Raw genomic sequence first — 14,592 nt, 5'->3', positions numbered from 1 at the left:
AGGGGAAGCACGGAAAGCAGCACAGTAATAAGGGCTGTGTATATAATTAGTTTATTTTCAGTAAATAACCCCTAGCTTTCACCCGGTGCGGAAGCTGCAAGCAGGCATCGTTATAGCCAGTTGTGCAGGCGTATCCTGCTTACCAGGCTCAGGCGCATTTCCTTTCCCACTTAGTAGGCACTACGTATGGACTACCTCGGTACCGAGCTCTACGAGCTGCAACAGACTGACCACGGCGCTTTCGACTTCATTCAGGAATCCGTGGTGGCTGGCCTCTGGTATTGGGACCTAACGGCGACGGCGCACAAGTGGGGAAATGCGGCCTTTTGGCGCACCATGGGCTACGCCCCAGGGGAGCCGCCCTCTGGCCCGGCGGCCTGGTCCGCCGTGCTGGCGGCGGAAGACCGCACCGCCCTGGACCAGGCCATAGCTGCGTGCGTGGCCGACGGGTCCGACTCCTTTCGGCACCTCGTGTGCGGCCGCCACCAAGACGGTGCCAGCCGGTGGCTGCATTGCTGGGGGCAGGTGACCCGGGACCCGGCGGGCCAACCGTTCCGACTGCTGGGCGTGCTGGCCGACATTACCCCGCAGCGCAACGAGGAAATGCGCGCCCAGGCCGTGGCAACCCAGCACGGCGTAGTACTCAGCAACCAGTCGGTTTTCATCATCAAGACCGATGCGGCCGGGCACTATACCTACGTGAATGATTTTTTTCACGAACGCTTCGGCCTGGGGCAAGACATCATCGGGACGGACTCGATGCTCAGTATTGTGGCGGAAGACCGGCCCAAATGCCTGGAAAAGGTACACCTATGCTTTCAGCAGCTGGGCGTGCCGCACCAAGTAGTGCTGCGCAAGCCCGGCGCCGATGGCAGTGTGAAGTCAAACCACTGGGAGTTTAAGGGAATAGCTAACCAAGAAGGCAAACTGGGCGAAATCCTGTGCATGGGCTACGACGTGACCCTGCTCGTGGACAACCTCGAAAACTCAAAGCGCCTGCTGGCCATCACCAACCAGCAGAACACCCGCCTCCAGAATTTTGCCTACATCATTTCGCACAACATCCGCTCGCACTCCGCCAACCTCACGGCGCTGGTCAAGCTGATGCAGACCGCCGAAGATGAAGCCGAGGCCGCCATGTTTTTGGACATGCTGCACACCAGCACCGATAAACTAGCGGAAACTATCGTCAACCTCAACGAAATCGTGACGGCCAACAGCCAAGCGCTCCAGCCCAAAGAGCTGCGTGGGCTGGCGCGGGAAGTTGCCAAGACCCTGGCCGCGCTCAATATTCTGGTGCACGAAAGCCAACTGGTCATCACCGTCGACATTCCGGCGCAGGTGAGCGTGCCGGTAGTGCCCGCTTACCTCGACAGTATTTTGCTCAACCTGTTCAGCAACGCCATCAAGTACCGCACCCTGACCGGGGTGCCCTTACTGGCGGTAGGGTGCTACCGCGAGGCCGGGTTCGTGGTGCTCACTATTCGCGACAATGGCCTGGGCATCGATTTAAAGCGCAACCAAGCCAAAGTTTTTGGCATGCACAAAACGTTTCACGGCAACGCCGACGCCCGGGGCCTGGGCCTGTTTATCACCAAAAATCAGATAGAAGCCATGAATGGCCGTATTGAACTGGAAAGCACAGTAGGCGTAGGCTCTACTTTTAAGGTATATTTTGATGAAAGCGTTTAATTTAATTTACATTGTAGAAGACGACCTGATTACCTCCAGCATCAACAAGTTCCTGCTGAAGCAGCGCGCAGAGTTTGGCACCGTGCAGCAATATGTGAATGGGCAAACTGCCTTCGATGCCCTGCAAAAAGTGGTTCAGCTGGGGCAGCGCATCCCCGATTTGATTTTGCTGGACATCAACATGCCCGTCATGGACGGGTGGGAATTCCTGGACGCTTTTGCCACGCTCCACCTGCCCGAGCCGGTCTGCATCTGCGTGCTCACCTCGTCCATTCACCCCGAAGACTTCGAGAAATCGCAGTCCTACCCCGAGGTAAAAGGCTACTTCACCAAGCCCCTCGACGACCCCAGTTTAAACCAACTGCTAGGGTTGGCCGCCTAGCCCGGTGGCCTGGTAGGGGCCGCGGGGCTAGTTGAGTAATTGTTGCATCCGCGCTATGTTTACGTTGTCCAGGGGCTTGGTGAAGTAAGCCCTTATTTTGGGGTGGGTCTTGGCCCTGGCCCGCTCAGCCGGGTCAATGGAGGAAGTCAGTACGAACACCTGGGCCGCGGCCGCCTCGGGCAAGGCAGCCAGGGCATCCAGAAATTCCCACCCATCCATAACGGGCATGTCCAGGTCGAGTAGAATGAGGGTAGGAATAGCCTGCCCCGCGTGCAGCGCCGCCAGCAGGCTATCGAGGGCTAGCTGGCCGTTGCTAAATACTTGCACTGTCCCTCCCTGCAAATTCTTCTTAACTATCATGTCGGTAATAATAGAAGTAATGCGGTCGTTTTCAATAACGTAGGTTAATTTAGATGATTCCATTTAAAGAGATGGTTTCTTGGAGGACATTAAAATCCTCTCATTTGTTAGACTGGTCGGCAGTAGAAAAACAGGCAGGTAAAACGCAATTTTCACAGCATCGGGCGTCAAATTAGGCAAGTAACTGTGGGGTCGGAAGCCAGTGTATTCCTGCCGCCAGCGCTGAATTTTTGCCCGGGCATCGGTCAGCCACAAAAACCAGCGCTCGTGCAGACACTCGTTTGGGGAGCCGCTCTTGAATGAGTCAATGTACGTATTATTCCTTAGTTTACAAGCCGCGAGAAGTCCGGCGTCGTGGGCTGGTTGTGAGCCCAGAAGTCGGGGGCCCTGCTGCTGAACGCAAGGATAACCTGACCGAGCCCGGCCAGGCCCCCACCAGAAGCGCCGTCTACCTGGCGGCCATCGATGCCGAGCAGGTAGCTACCCTCACCAGCAGCAGGCCGGGGCCACCCACAAGGCTGCGCTGGCCGCCGACACCCAGGCAAACAGGGCAGCCTGGCACAGAATGGCTGCCCCGCCCACCGGGGCGGCCTCTTTGGTAAGGCCGGGGCGCGGCTCGTTGCACGGGATGCCCCGCCCGAAAGTAGCGTATTTTGCCAGTCTATCGACCCCCCCGCGAAGCAATGCCCTACCGCCTGTTACTCCTCTGCCTGCTGCTCCCCTTGCTCAGCCGCGCCCAAACCTCAGCCCTGCTGCTGCGCCCCGCCGCCGTGTTCGATGGCCAGGACTTGCACCCCGGCTGGGTGGTGCTGGTCGAAGGCGAGAAGATAACCGCCGCTGGCCCCGCCGCGCAGCTCACCGCCCCGGCCGGCGCGCGCACCCTGGAGCTGCCCGGCCTCACGCTGCTGCCGGGCCTCATCGAGGGCCATTCGCACCTGCTGCTGCACCCCTACAACGAAACCAGCTGGAACGACCAGGTGCTCACCGAGCCGCTGGCCCTGCGCGTGGCCCGCGCCACCGTGCACGCTCAGCGCACGCTGCAAGCCGGCTTCACCACCGCCCGCGACCTGGGCACCGAGGGCGCGGGCTACGCCGACGTGGGATTGAAAATGGCAATTGACCAAGGGGTTATCCCCGGTCCGCGGCTGCTGGTGGCTACCCGGGCGCTGGTGGCTACCGGCAGCTACGGCCCCCACCTGGCGGCCGTCGAAAACCTGCCCCAGGGCGCGCAGGAAGCCGATGGCGCGGAGGCCATTGTGCGGGCCGTGCGCGAGCAAATCGGCCACGGGGCCGATGTTATTAAGGTGTACGCCGACTACCGCTGGGGGCTGAACAACGCGCCCGAACCCACTTTTTCGCAGGAGGAATTGACCCTCATCGTGCAAACGGCCCGCTCGGCCGGGCGCGGCGTGGTGGCCCACGCCAGCACCGCCGAGGGCATACGCCGCGCCACGCTGGCTGGCGTCGAAACCATCGAGCACGGCGACGGCGGCACGCCTGAGGTCTTTCGCCTCATGAAGCAGCGCGGCGTAGCCCTGTGCCCTACGGTGGCCGCCTCCGATGCCATTTCGCGCTACAAAGGCTGGAAAAAAGGTCAGGGCCCTGACCCCCAGCGCATTCTCGACAAGCACCGCGCTGTGCAGGCGGCCCGCCAGGCCGGTGTGATGCTGGCCATGGGCGGCGACGTGGGCGTGTTTGCGCACGGCGACAACGCCCTCGAAATGGAGCTGCTGGTGCAGGACTACGGCCTCACGCCCCTCGAAGTGCTGCGCCAGGCCACCAGCGGCAACGCCCGCATTTTCCACCTCGCCGACCGGGGCCGCATCGCACCCGGCCTGCTCGCCGACCTCGTGGCCGTGGCCGGCGACCCCACCCAGCAGGTGCAGGCCCTGCGCCAGGTGCGCCTCGTGCTCAAGGGCGGCGTGCTCTACAAGCAACCGTAGCACGTAAGTAGCGCGAACTTTGTAGGTAATACTCCGGGTGTGGGCCACCCTGCGGCCACGCATTAACGCAGCCGCTTCCGAATCTTTATGAAAAAACTCGTCGAAAAGCACCCGTTGGCCATCCGCTGGTTTCACTGGGTCAATTTCCCCGTGCTCATGCTCATGATATGGAGCGGCCTGTGGATATACTGGGCCAACGATGTCTACCGCATCGGCTGGGGCACCACCACGCTCTATAAGTTCTTCCCGCAGTCGTTCTACGATGCCGTTCACCTCGACCACAAGCTGGCGCAGGGCATGGCCTGGCACTTTATGCTGATGTGGGTATTTTTCATAAATGGCTTATTATACGTGGGTTACACGCTGGTATCGGGCGAGTGGCGCTACCTGCTGCCCAACCGCCATTCCTTCCGCGAGGCCTGGCAGGTGACGCTCCACGACCTGGGCCTGCGCAAAACGGCCCCACTTGTGCAGAAGTACAACGGGGCCCAGCGCATTGCCTACACGGCCATTATTATCATGGGCTTAGGCTCGGTGCTGACGGGCTTGGCCGTTTATAAGCCTACGCAGTTTGGCTGGCTCACGCAGGGGCTGGGCGGCTACGAGGCGGCCCGCGTGCAGCATTTTGTGCTCACCATTGGCTACGTGCTGTTTTTTGTGGTGCACGTGGCGCAGGTGGCCCGCGCCGGCTGGAACAACTTCCGCTCGATGGTGGCTGGCTTTGAGATTGAAGATGTGCCCGCCACCGGTGCCGCTGGCCCCGTGCTGGCCCAGCGCGACCCTGATGCCAAAGCCTAATAATAAATAACTTAACGCACTATTGTTATGGCTCTGGAAGTAAAGCCCTCGTCCGAAAAATCTATTCCGCCGCACGTGTCGCCCGATGGCCAGGACCTGACGCTAACGCCCGGCTCGGCTCTCGACCGCGAGGCTACGCGTCGCACCCGGCGCTCGTTTATTGGCCTCGGGCTGGCGGGCCTGGGCGGCGTGCTGGGCTGGCGCTATCTGCTCAGCCGGCCCGATGCCGACGGCACGCCCGCGCCCTTCCGCCGGGTGCTTGATGCCAACGGCCGCCTCTCGGCCGCCTACTTCCGCGAAACGCGGCTGGCCCCCGAGTTTGCCAAAAGCCAGGGCGTGGCCCAGGTGCGCACCAACGGCAGCGCCGGTTTGAAATCCGCTATCGACTTGGCTACCTGGCGCTTAGCGGTGCAACCCTACGGCGGTGGCCAGGCCCAGGAGTTTACCCTGGCCGACATCAAAGCCTTGCCCCGCATCGAGATGACGACCGAGCTCAAATGCATCGAGGGCTGGAGCATTGTAGTAAACTGGGCCGGCGCGCGCTTCGCCGATTTCCTGGCTAAGTACCCGCTGGCCAGCCGTAGCGGCCAGCCAATTAATGACATAGCCAATCCGCCCGCCGACCTAGCTCCCTACGTCAGCCTCGTCACGCCCGACAAAGAATACTACGTGGGCCTCGATATGCACAGCGCCATCCACCCCCAAACGCTGCTCTGCTACGAGATAAACGGCCAACCGTTGAGTATAGCGCACGGCGCGCCGTTACGCCTCGTCACGCCCCTCAAGTACGGCGTCAAGCATCTCAAGCGCATCGGCACCATCGCCTTCGTCGACGCCCGCCCCGCCGATTATTGGGCCGAAATGGGCTACGACTGGGACGCGGGACACTGACTTTCAGTTATCAGTTATCAATCATCAGTTATCAGCCGTTCAAATTGCTCATTTCGCGCAACTTGAACGGCTGATAACTGATGATTGATAACTGAAATTACATCACCACTCGCAGCTCGTAGCGCTCGCCTTCGGTGCCGGGTACGCTCCAGGCGCCTACGCGGCTAGGGCCGTAGCCGAGGTTCACCTTCACCCATTCGTTGCGGGTGGGCAGCAGGGCTAGCACGTTTTGGGTGAGGCTGTCGAGGTCGGCCTGGGCATTTTGGCGGCGCTGGGCTAGCTCGTCGGCGTGCTGGTCGAACGAGCCGGTGGGTGGGCGCTGCTCAAACTCATCGGCCGCGGTAGCCACGGCCGCATCGTGCGCAGCTTCGTTGAGGTCGGCCACGGTGAGCTTGCGCAGGTCTTCTTTGGCCGCGAGGTAAGCTTCTACTTTTTCAACAAGCGGCTGGAGGTTAGGGCTGAGGTAGTCGAGATTGGAGGCCATTCTTTTTTTAGTGGTTAATTTTTTAATGGTTAATGGTTAATTATTTGGTGGTTAAATGATTGACGAATAATTCAAAAGCCATTAATCATTAACCCTTAAAAAATTAACCATTATTATCCTTATTGCGCTGGCATCTTTCGCTGCAATATTTCACTTCCGCCCAGTTGTTGCGCCACTTCTTGCGGTACTCGAAAGGCAGGCCGCAGGTAACGCAGATTTTGGTGGGAAGCTGGCCTTTTTTCTGGGAAGCAGCCATGGGGCGGGGGCGAAAACGAAAAGCTGCCGGACCTTTGGCGGCCGGCCTGGCGCTGTTTACGTTCAAATGCGCACCCCCGGCCATCCTTTCCTATGCCCCACCACGCCCCCGACCTCATTGGCCAGGCCCTGCTCGACTACCAGCACGGCCACCACGCCGCCGCCCTCACCGTGCAGTGCAGCGCCGCCGACGACGAGCCCCTGCCCGCCGCCTACTTTTTCCGCACCCTGCTGGCCATGCCCGAGCTGGAGCGACAGGCCCTCGACGAGTGCCGCGGCCGCGTGCTCGACCTCGGAGCTGGCGCTGGCTGCCACGCCCTGGAGCTGCAAAGCCGCGGCTTTGCCGATGTGCGCGCCATCGACCACTCAGTTGGGGCTGTGCAGGTGATGCAGGCCCGCGGTGTGCACGAGGTGGCCTGCCACGACATCTTCGCGCCCCGCGCCGCCAGCGAGCGGCCCTACGACACCATCCTGATGCTGATGAACGGCCTCGGCCTGGCCGGCACGCTCGAAGGGCTCGATAAATTTCTAGTGCACGCCCGCACCTTGCTCGCGCCCGATGGCCAGATTCTGGCCACCTCGTCCGACATCAGCTACCTCTACGAGGACGAGGAGGGCGCGCTGGTTTTCAACCTCAACGGCCCGTACTACGGCGAGGTCAGCTACACGTTTCAATACAAGGACCAGGCCGGTGAGCCGTTCCCATGGCTTTTCATCGACGCCTCATTGCTGGAAGACGCGGCCCGCGCCGCCGGCTACGAAGCCGAGTTTTTGGGCGAAGATGAGGGCGGCCAGTACCTGGTGCGCCTCACCATGGTAGGCGGCTTCGAGCCGGCCATTGATTAAGTAAACGCGTTCGTCCTTGCGAGCGCTCCACTGCGTTGCGCTCGTAAGGACAAACGCATTTTACGTAGGTTGTATAATTAAGCAGAAGTATAAATGACTCACGAGCAAGCATATATCGTGCGTTGGGCCGAGCTGGACCCCAACGGCCACATGCGCCACTCGGCCTACGCCGACTTTGCCGCCGACCAGCGCGTGCAGTGGCTCGCCACCATCGGCTACGACATCCGGCGCTTTGCCGAGCTGCGCCTCGGCCCCATCCTGTTTCGCGAAGAAACCAAGTTCTTGAAGGAGCTGCACGGCGGCGAGCGCATTCGGGTAGAGGGCCGCGTCACGGCCGCCGCGCCCGACGGCTCCCGCTGGACCATCCTGCACACCATCTACAAAGCTGATGGCCGCGTGGCCGCCACCGTAGAGGTCGATGGTGCCTGGCTCGACCTCGACCGCCGTAAGCTCACCGTGCCGCCTACTGATTTGGCTCAGGCGCTGGCGGTGGGGCAGGAGTAAAGGAGTAAGTTAAAAAGTTAAAAAAGAACGTCATGCTGAGCTTGCCGAGGCATCTCTACCACGCCGTGAGGATTACTAACCTACTGGCGTGGTAGAGATGCTTCGGCAAGCTCAGCATGACGTTCTTTTTACTCACTTACCCATCTACTCACTTGCCAACTACTTCAGCACCTTACTGATGCGATTAAGCTGCTGCTGGTGGTGCAGCGTGTGGTCGAGCACCGAATTTACCGTTTGGTGAATGGTGAGCCAGCCGGCGCGCGGGTGCTGGAACACCGTGTGATTCAGCTTGGTACCCGGAAACTCGTGTAGCACCTGCTCCAGCTCCCGGCGGATGCCGGCCCACTCGGTGCGCAACTCGGGTAGGGGCGCAATGGTGGTGGGGTCGGGCGGCGGCGGCAGCGTGGGTGGCACCTTAAACTTGAGGCCCGGCAGGCGCAGGGCCAACCGCAGCAGCGTGGCCCGCAGCCGGTGCTTGAAGGTAGAGAGCTTCCACTTGCTGTTATCCGCCGCCAGGGTGCGGCGCAGGGCGGTGGCAATGCTTTTTTCGGCCGTCAGCAGGTGGTGAATCACCTGGGCCGCCGCCCACTGGCCGGGCACCGGGTGCGTGTAGGCGCGGGGCCCCAGCGCCTCGGCCGAGGCCAGCGCCTTTTCGGTGGCGCGGTCGAGCTGCTCAAATACGACGTGTAGGCTGTTGGTCATGGCGGGCGCGGGCGGGTGGGGTGGGAGAGGCGTAGATTTGGCTAAAAGGTAAGCACCGGGCGGGCAAGCTGCGGCGGGCCGCGGGCGGTGCGCCGCGGCCCGGGCGCGGGCCTGCAAAATTCGTGCAACCCCCGGCCCGCCGGCTACCTACTCGCTTTAAGTCGCTCGCCCCGTGCTCTTTAAAAATACGATTTCCAACCTCACGCGCATCCGGCAGGTGGCCGAAGTGCTGCTGCGCTACGGCTTCGAAGACGTGGTAACCACCACGCCCCTGCGCCGCCTCGTGAGCCAGAGCCGCCGCCTGCGCTGGCTCGACGCCGACGCGCGCCCCGTGTTTCAAACCACGCGTTGGGAGCGTATCCGGTTGATTATCGAGGAATTGGGCCCCACCTTTATCAAGCTGGCCCAGGCCCTGAGCAACCGCGCCGACCTGCTGCCCCAGGCCCTTATCGACGAGTTTGAGAAGCTGCAAAGCAATGTGCCCCCCTTCCCGGTGGCCGATGCCCGCCTCATTATCGAAGCCGAGCTAGGTTGCCCGCTGGCCGAGGTATTCGTGGAGTTTGACGATGAGCCCATTGGCTCGGCCAGCATTGGGCAGGTGCACCGGGCGCGGCTGCCCAGTGGCGAGGAAGTAGTGGTGAAAATCCAGCGCCCCGGCGTGCGCGAAAAAGTGGAGGGCGACCTGCGCCTGCTGCACGAGCTGGTGCGCCTCACGGCCACCTTTTTGCGCGGCCAGGGCCTCGCCAATCCCCAGGACGTGGTCGATGCCTTTGAGCGCAGCATGACCAAGGAGCTGGACTACACCTCCGAGGCCCGCGCTATGGAGCAGCTGCGCAAGCTCTACGAGGACTACACCACCTTCTACATTCCCAAGCCCTACCGCGAGCTGAGCACCAGTAAAATCCTGGTTATTGAATTCGTAAATGGCTGTAAAATAACCGATAAGCCGCAGCTGCTGGCCTGGGGACTCAGCCCCGAAACCGTGGCCGAAACGGGCATGGACATTTACCTGACCCAGATATTCGAGTTCGGATTTTTTCACGCCGACCCGCACCCCGGCAACGTGCTGGTGCGCCCCGATGGCACGCTGGTGCTCATCGACTTTGGCATGGTGGGCAAGCTCACCAAGCAGCAGAAATACGCCTTTGCGGGCGTGTTCATCGGTATGGCCCGGCAGGATGCGCGCAGCATGGCCCTCAACTTTCGGCGCCTGGCCCTCAGCAGCGACATCCCCGACATGCGCGCCTTCGAGGCCGACCTCAGCCTGCTCATCGAAGACTTCGCGGTACTTGATGTCAAAGACATGAGTATGAATGACTTGGCCGACTCGCTCCAGGGCATCATTTATCAGTACAAGCTGCAAGTGCCGGGCGCGGTGTTCCTCATTTTGCGGGCGCTGGTTATTCTCGAAGGCATTGGCAAGGTGCTGCATCCCAACTTCAACACCTTCGAGTTTGTGCGGCCCTACGGGGCCAAGATTTTGCGCGAGCAGTACTCACCCGAAAACATCCTCAGCGAGGCCGAATACACGGGTACCCAGCTGCTGGCCCTGCTGCAAACCCTGCCCATCGACCTGCGCCAAATCATGCGCAAAATCAGCAAGGGCGAGCTGCGCGTGAAGGTGGAGCTGAGCGGCTACACCAGCCTGCTGCGCATGGCAGACCGCCTTGTCACGCGCACCATCCTGGCGCTGCTCACGCTGGGCACGCTGCTGTTTGCGGGCCTGAGCCTGCTGGGCCGCTACTCGGCCGCTATGCCTTACTTCCGCGGCCTGCCCGTTATCACTTGGTACAGCCTCGGGGCCACCGCGTTTCTGACGCTGCTGCTTACGCTGCCGCGCCGCGCCCGCCGCGAGTAGGCGGGTGCAAATTTTTTGGTGTAAATTTTCAGTACTATGGCTCCTCTTACCGACACGACGGCTCCGATTACCGATATTTCGCAGCTCGATATGAGCCAGTCGTATTCCTACGCTGATTATTTGAGCTGGAAATTCAGTGAATATGTCGAGCTAATCAAAGGGCGGGTGTTGCGCAAGATGTCGGCCCCAACCTCTCTGCACCAGCAATGCTCTTCTAATTTACATGGGGAGCTTTATCACTACCTCAAGGGGAAGCCCTGCCGGATATTTTCGGCTCCCTTTGACGTACGCTTATTGCGTAGCACTGGCAACGGCGATGCTCAGGTAAAAACCGTGGTGCAGCCCGACCTGTGCGTAGTATGCGACAGCGCGAAAATCGATAAACGCGGCTGCCTCGGTGCGCCCGACTTAATTATCGAAATCGTGTCGCCCAGCACGGCTACTCACGACACCAAAACGAAGTTTGACCTGTACGCTGAAAATGGCGTGGGTGAGTATTGGATAGTATTTCCGGGCGAGCAGGCGGTGTCCGTCTACGTGCTGCAAGACGGTGATTATCAGCCCCAGGGTGACTTTTACGAGCCCGGCCTGATACCCAGCCGCACCCTGCCCGAGCTGCAGCTGCAATGGGCCGACGTGTTTGCTGGCGTGGCCTAGCGCGGGCCGCTACCCACAGAAAGGCTCGCCGAGCAAATGCACCCGAAAGGTGGTGCCGCGCCCCGGCTGGCTATCCACCTCGATGCGGCCGCCGTTGCTTTCTACCAGGCGGTTGACCAGGAACAGCCCCACGCCGGTGCCCGCGCTGGCCTCGGGGTGGAAGCGCCGAAACAAGTGGAACAGCTCCTCGCCGAAGCGGGCCAGGTCAATGCCCAGGCCGTTATCCTGCACGCTGAGCACCGGGCAGCCGGCCACCTCGTAGGTGCGCACCTGCACGTGCGGCGGGCGGCCTGGCTGGCGGTATTTCACCGCGTTGCTGAGCAGGTTGAGCACAATAGTGCGCAGGCTGCTGCGCACGTAGGGTAGCGTAGGCAGGTCGGCAAAGTCGAACGTGAGCCGGGCCTGCGTAGCCACCAGCTCGGGCCGCAGCACGAGCCGGGCCTCGGCGGCTAGTTCGGCAAATGCCACGGGCTCAGTAATTTGGTGGCTGGGGTGGCGTTTTTCCTGCACCACGGCCGCCAGGTCGTGGATGGTGGTGGAGAGGTTGCGCAGCGACTCATCAACCAGCTGGAGCACGATGGCCTCGTCGGCATCGTGAAACGTGGCTGTGCGCCGCAGCTCGGCAAAGAGGCCCACCAGGTTGTTGACGGGCTCCTTGAGGTCGTGACTGGCGGCGTACACGAAGTTATCGAGGTCCTGGTTGGTGTGGGCCAGCTGCTGGTTGCGCACCCCAATCTCGTGGTTGGCCACGTGCAGGCGGGTGTTTTTTTCGGTTACTTCCTGCCGGCTGGCCGTGAGGTCGAGCAGCGACTCGCGCAGCTGCTGGTTGGCGGTTTGCAGCTGCAGGTGGTAGCGGCCTACGTACTGGCGCCATTCGTTTTTTTCGATGGCGTGCACCACCGTTTTGTGCAGCATCACGTGGTCGAACTGCTGCTTGACCAGGTAGTCGAGGGCCCCGCTGCGCAGGGTGCGTACGGCCAGCGTTTCGCTGCCCCGGCCCGTAATCATCACCACGCACAGCGTGTCGGGTAGGCACAGCGCCTGGAGGCTCGCCAGCATCAGCAGGCCATCGGTATCGGGCAGGTAGTAGTCGAGCAGCACGCAGTCGGGCTGGCGCGCGGCACATAGCGCCAGGCCCTCGGCCCCCGTCGCGGCTTCCTCAAATTCCAGCTGCTCGCCATTGGGCTGCTGGGTGAGGTAGCGCCGGTAGAGGGCCCGGTCGGCCGCGTCGTCTTCGATGAGTAGAATGCGTTTCACAGCGTAAAGGGGGCTAGGCGAGGTGAGGGAGTTCGGCGGTAGCGAGCCAATAGTGGGCTAGCACGCCTATTTTTGCTTCCAATGCGTTGTAGTTCAATGGCTTGATTAGAAAGCTATTAGCTCCCAGGCGGTAGCAGTCGTCCACGTCATGGGGGTTGTGCGAGCCTGTGAAGACGATGACCGGAATCACGTGCAGCGCTTCGTCAACCTGCAACGCCCGCAGCACATCGCGGCCATCGAGGCCGGGCATGGTCAGGTCGAGCAGTACCAGCACGGGCAGGGTGGCGGGCCAGGCGGGGTGCTGGCTATGGCCTTGCAAATATTCGAGGGCCTGCTCGCCGTTTTGGCAGTGCACTACGGGGTTGGGCGCGGCGTGCTTGCGCAAGGCGCGGCTCAGGGCCAGGAAGTCCTCGGCATTGTCTTCTACCACCAAAATGGGGCCGCCCGCCCAGCGATTGCCAGGCTGGGTAACTACTGAAACCATGTGAGCAAGATGTGCAGCGAGCAGGCAGCCAACGGCGCCTGCGCTGCGGGGGAGGGCCGCTGGCCACCGTAGTAAGCAGGCCAGCCCTAGGGGGCCAAGCTGCCAACGCAGTGTTTGCTAGTAATTAATAACTAATTAATTGACAAGCAGTTAAGTGACCCATAAAAAGAGGCTGTGTCGCTAAAGCGAACGTAGGAGTGGGCTACTGACAGCCCGCATTAGCGAGTGCCCAACCTAGGTGCCTGCTGAAGCGCTCGGTAGCCTGAAAGAAGCTTTCGCCAGCAAGGCCCGGTTCTTACGGCCCAAAGGGCGGGCCAATGAGCACCCAGCGCTTGCCCGACTGCCCCCAATCCAAGAGTATGGGCGTGCGGCGAGCCAGCAGCTGGCCCCAGGAAATACCAGGTGACATAGGTGGGCAGGGAACGGTGAAAATGCACTCGGTCCTGTTCCTTACCTGGACAGCTGGCCGCAAAAACCTGATTTTCATAAAGGTACCCCCGCCACCCCGGATGCCAACACTGCGCGGCTAATTAATCTGGTCCCCGCCGCCCGGCCAGCCGTTAGGATACCAGCAGTTCGGCCCCGCGCTGCTGCTGCACCCAGGCCCGGAGCCGGGCCGGGGCTAGCACCTCCACGGCTGGCCCGTAGCTCAGTAGCTCCATGCGCAGGTCGTGGGTATCGAACACGGTCAGCACCAGCCGGATTTCGGTGTCATCGTGCACCAGCACGCGCTGCGAGGCGTGCAGCGGGTAGCCCAGCGCGTAGCGCCCCTGCACGGGCGTAAAGCGGAGCACGATTTCCTGCGGCTCCGCATCGTGCGGGCGCGTAATCCCAAAGGCATCCGCGTAGTACGTGGCTGCCTCGAAGCCCGCGGGCGGCACAAAGGGCCGCGCCGTCACGCGCAGGTGGCTGATGCGGTCGAGGCCGAAGCAGGCCAGCCAGCCGCTGCCGGCCATGGTGGCCAGCACGTACCAGCGCCCCCGAAATTCCTTCAGAAGCAATGGCCCCGCCGTGCGCGTCACGGCCGCATCTTCCCAGAATTTCTGGTACTGAAACTCGACCAGGCAGCCCGCCTGCGCCGCCCGCAGCAGCGGCCGCAAGTGCGCCAGCCCCTGCGCCCGCCGCGTTTCGGGCTGCACAAACGGGGCCAGCGCGGCTGGCAGCCGCAAAAATGCCTGAAGCTCCACGGCTTCGAGCAGGCGCTCGTGCTCGGCCAGGGGCAACTCGGTGTCGGCTAGGTCCAGGTAGTACCCCGCGTTTTTGCGCGACTTGATGGTGAGACCAAACAGGTCGATTATCTCCCGCACGTCGCGCTGAAACGTGCGCAGGCTATAACTACTAATGAAATCGCCGACGCTGGTTTCAGTCAGCAGATAACGCTGAATCTCAGCAAACGGTAATGCCCGCCCCCGCGCCGCCTGCAACCGGCGCACAAGGCGAAACTGGCGGAGGAGGTGAGCGCGGGCGGGCATTTAGGAG

General features: G+C 61.7%; 17 protein-coding genes. 9 read left to right on the top strand and 8 right to left on the bottom strand.

The genetic code is table 11. The features are described 5' to 3' along the window. The first annotated feature begins 186 nt into the window (after positions 1 to 186). Positions 187 to 1,692: a PAS domain-containing sensor histidine kinase gene (locus tag ACYVGC_RS02495; protein WP_460582196.1), complete on the top strand. Its 1,506-nt coding sequence runs from the start codon at positions 187 to 189 to the stop codon at positions 1,690 to 1,692. Further along, complete coding sequence (locus ACYVGC_RS02490) at positions 1,679 to 2,074, top strand: response regulator (protein ID WP_460582195.1); 396 nt, start codon at positions 1,679 to 1,681, stop codon at positions 2,072 to 2,074. The genes ACYVGC_RS02495 and ACYVGC_RS02490 overlap by 14 nt, the downstream gene beginning before the upstream one ends. Before the next feature lie 27 nt (positions 2,075 to 2,101). On the opposite strand, the gene ACYVGC_RS02485 is transcribed toward ACYVGC_RS02490, so the two are convergent. Beyond that, positions 2,102 to 2,497, bottom strand: coding sequence for a response regulator (locus ACYVGC_RS02485; protein ID WP_460582194.1), 396 nt, complete (start codon positions 2,495 to 2,497; stop codon positions 2,102 to 2,104). Then, entirely contained in the window at positions 2,498 to 2,743 is a 246-nt protein-coding gene (locus ACYVGC_RS02480; protein ID WP_460582412.1) for an integrase core domain-containing protein, read from the bottom strand. A 374-nt stretch (positions 2,744 to 3,117) separates the two neighbouring features. Here ACYVGC_RS02480 and ACYVGC_RS02475 point away from each other — a divergent pair, with 374 nt between their 5' ends. The 3 genes from ACYVGC_RS02475 (at position 3,118) to ACYVGC_RS02465 (ending at position 6,066) form a co-directional block, all read left to right on the top strand. Then, complete coding sequence (locus tag ACYVGC_RS02475; RefSeq protein WP_460582193.1) at positions 3,118 to 4,377, top strand: metal-dependent hydrolase family protein; 1,260 nt, start codon at positions 3,118 to 3,120, stop codon at positions 4,375 to 4,377. Between the two features lie 87 nt (positions 4,378 to 4,464). After that, positions 4,465 to 5,175 carry a cytochrome b/b6 domain-containing protein gene (locus ACYVGC_RS02470; protein WP_460582192.1) on the top strand — a complete coding sequence of 237 codons (711 nt, stop codon included), beginning with the start codon at positions 4,465 to 4,467 and terminating at the stop codon, positions 5,173 to 5,175. A 27-nt stretch (positions 5,176 to 5,202) separates the two neighbouring features. Continuing rightward, entirely contained in the window at positions 5,203 to 6,066 is an 864-nt protein-coding gene (locus tag ACYVGC_RS02465) for a molybdopterin-dependent oxidoreductase (protein WP_460582191.1), read from the top strand. A 97-nt stretch (positions 6,067 to 6,163) separates the two neighbouring features. On the opposite strand, the gene ACYVGC_RS02460 is transcribed toward ACYVGC_RS02465, so the two are convergent. Beyond that, positions 6,164 to 6,550, bottom strand: a complete 387-nt coding sequence (locus ACYVGC_RS02460) for a hypothetical protein (RefSeq protein WP_460582190.1) — start codon at positions 6,548 to 6,550, stop codon at positions 6,164 to 6,166. A 103-nt stretch (positions 6,551 to 6,653) separates the two neighbouring features. After that, positions 6,654 to 6,806 (bottom strand): DUF2256 domain-containing protein, encoded by a 153-nt coding sequence (locus tag ACYVGC_RS02455; protein WP_460582189.1) that lies wholly within the window; start codon positions 6,804 to 6,806, stop codon positions 6,654 to 6,656. Positions 6,807 to 6,898: 92 nt separating this feature from the next. On the opposite strand from ACYVGC_RS02455, the gene ACYVGC_RS02450 reads away from it, so the two are divergent. Continuing rightward, entirely contained in the window at positions 6,899 to 7,651 is a 753-nt protein-coding gene (locus ACYVGC_RS02450) for a class I SAM-dependent methyltransferase (protein ID WP_460582188.1), read from the top strand. A gap of 93 nt (positions 7,652 to 7,744) precedes the next feature. Then, a complete protein-coding gene (locus ACYVGC_RS02445; protein WP_460582187.1) occupies positions 7,745 to 8,155 on the top strand; it encodes an acyl-CoA thioesterase in 411 nt (136 codons plus the stop codon). Between the two features lie 159 nt (positions 8,156 to 8,314). Here ACYVGC_RS02445 and ACYVGC_RS02440 read toward each other — a convergent pair whose 3' ends face one another. Continuing rightward, positions 8,315 to 8,857, bottom strand: a complete 543-nt coding sequence (locus ACYVGC_RS02440) for a DinB family protein (RefSeq protein ID WP_460582186.1) — start codon at positions 8,855 to 8,857, stop codon at positions 8,315 to 8,317. Positions 8,858 to 9,029: 172 nt separating this feature from the next. Here ACYVGC_RS02440 and ACYVGC_RS02435 point away from each other — a divergent pair, with 172 nt between their 5' ends. Both ACYVGC_RS02435 and ACYVGC_RS02430 read left to right on the top strand, forming a co-directional pair. Then, positions 9,030 to 10,715 carry an ABC1 kinase family protein gene (locus ACYVGC_RS02435; protein WP_460582185.1) on the top strand — a complete coding sequence of 562 codons (1,686 nt, stop codon included), beginning with the start codon at positions 9,030 to 9,032 and terminating at the stop codon, positions 10,713 to 10,715. A gap of 36 nt (positions 10,716 to 10,751) precedes the next feature. Next, the gene (locus tag ACYVGC_RS02430; protein ID WP_460582184.1) at positions 10,752 to 11,372 is read left to right on the top strand and encodes a Uma2 family endonuclease; all 621 of its coding nucleotides are present in this window, start codon (positions 10,752 to 10,754) and stop codon (positions 11,370 to 11,372) included. Positions 11,373 to 11,381: 9 nt separating this feature from the next. Here ACYVGC_RS02430 and ACYVGC_RS02425 read toward each other — a convergent pair whose 3' ends face one another. The 3 genes from ACYVGC_RS02425 to ACYVGC_RS02415 all read right to left on the bottom strand — a co-directional run bounded on the left by ACYVGC_RS02425 (position 11,382) and on the right by ACYVGC_RS02415 (position 14,585). Then, positions 11,382 to 12,629 (bottom strand): sensor histidine kinase, encoded by a 1,248-nt coding sequence (locus ACYVGC_RS02425; RefSeq protein WP_460582183.1) that lies wholly within the window; start codon positions 12,627 to 12,629, stop codon positions 11,382 to 11,384. A gap of 13 nt (positions 12,630 to 12,642) precedes the next feature. Continuing rightward, on the bottom strand, positions 12,643 to 13,113 hold the full coding sequence (locus ACYVGC_RS02420; RefSeq protein ID WP_460582182.1) for a response regulator: 471 nt from the start codon (positions 13,111 to 13,113) through the stop codon (positions 12,643 to 12,645). A 560-nt stretch (positions 13,114 to 13,673) separates the two neighbouring features. Continuing rightward, complete coding sequence (locus ACYVGC_RS02415; protein WP_460582181.1) at positions 13,674 to 14,585, bottom strand: helix-turn-helix transcriptional regulator; 912 nt, start codon at positions 14,583 to 14,585, stop codon at positions 13,674 to 13,676. Positions 14,586 to 14,592: the final 7 nt, after the last annotated feature.

Source organism: Hymenobacter arcticus (genome assembly GCF_054779975.1).
This window is presented reverse-complemented; position numbering and strand designations above follow the sequence as displayed.

What these genes read in the sequence shown, in the direction of transcription:
- ACYVGC_RS02455 (WP_460582189.1), bottom strand. Translation starts at nt 6,806, where the DNA reads ATGGCTGCTTCCCAGAAAAAAGGCCAGCTTCCCACCAAAATCTGCGTT.
- ACYVGC_RS02440 (WP_460582186.1), bottom strand. Translation starts at nt 8,857, where the DNA reads ATGACCAACAGCCTACACGTCGTATTTGAGCAGCTCGACCGCGCCACC.
- ACYVGC_RS02445 (WP_460582187.1), top strand. Translation starts at nt 7,745, where the DNA reads ATGACTCACGAGCAAGCATATATCGTGCGTTGGGCCGAGCTGGACCCC.
- ACYVGC_RS02465 (WP_460582191.1), top strand. Translation starts at nt 5,203, where the DNA reads ATGGCTCTGGAAGTAAAGCCCTCGTCCGAAAAATCTATTCCGCCGCAC.
- ACYVGC_RS02490 (WP_460582195.1), top strand. Translation starts at nt 1,679, where the DNA reads ATGAAAGCGTTTAATTTAATTTACATTGTAGAAGACGACCTGATTACC.
- ACYVGC_RS02485 (WP_460582194.1), bottom strand. Translation starts at nt 2,497, where the DNA reads ATGGAATCATCTAAATTAACCTACGTTATTGAAAACGACCGCATTACT.
- ACYVGC_RS02460 (WP_460582190.1), bottom strand. Translation starts at nt 6,550, where the DNA reads ATGGCCTCCAATCTCGACTACCTCAGCCCTAACCTCCAGCCGCTTGTT.
- ACYVGC_RS02470 (WP_460582192.1), top strand. Translation starts at nt 4,465, where the DNA reads ATGAAAAAACTCGTCGAAAAGCACCCGTTGGCCATCCGCTGGTTTCAC.
- ACYVGC_RS02450 (WP_460582188.1), top strand. Translation starts at nt 6,899, where the DNA reads ATGCCCCACCACGCCCCCGACCTCATTGGCCAGGCCCTGCTCGACTAC.
- ACYVGC_RS02420 (WP_460582182.1), bottom strand. Translation starts at nt 13,113, where the DNA reads ATGGTTTCAGTAGTTACCCAGCCTGGCAATCGCTGGGCGGGCGGCCCC.
- ACYVGC_RS02415 (WP_460582181.1), bottom strand. Translation starts at nt 14,585, where the DNA reads ATGCCCGCCCGCGCTCACCTCCTCCGCCAGTTTCGCCTTGTGCGCCGG.
- ACYVGC_RS02475 (WP_460582193.1), top strand. Translation starts at nt 3,118, where the DNA reads ATGCCCTACCGCCTGTTACTCCTCTGCCTGCTGCTCCCCTTGCTCAGC.
- ACYVGC_RS02495 (WP_460582196.1), top strand. Translation starts at nt 187, where the DNA reads ATGGACTACCTCGGTACCGAGCTCTACGAGCTGCAACAGACTGACCAC.
- ACYVGC_RS02430 (WP_460582184.1), top strand. Translation starts at nt 10,752, where the DNA reads ATGGCTCCTCTTACCGACACGACGGCTCCGATTACCGATATTTCGCAG.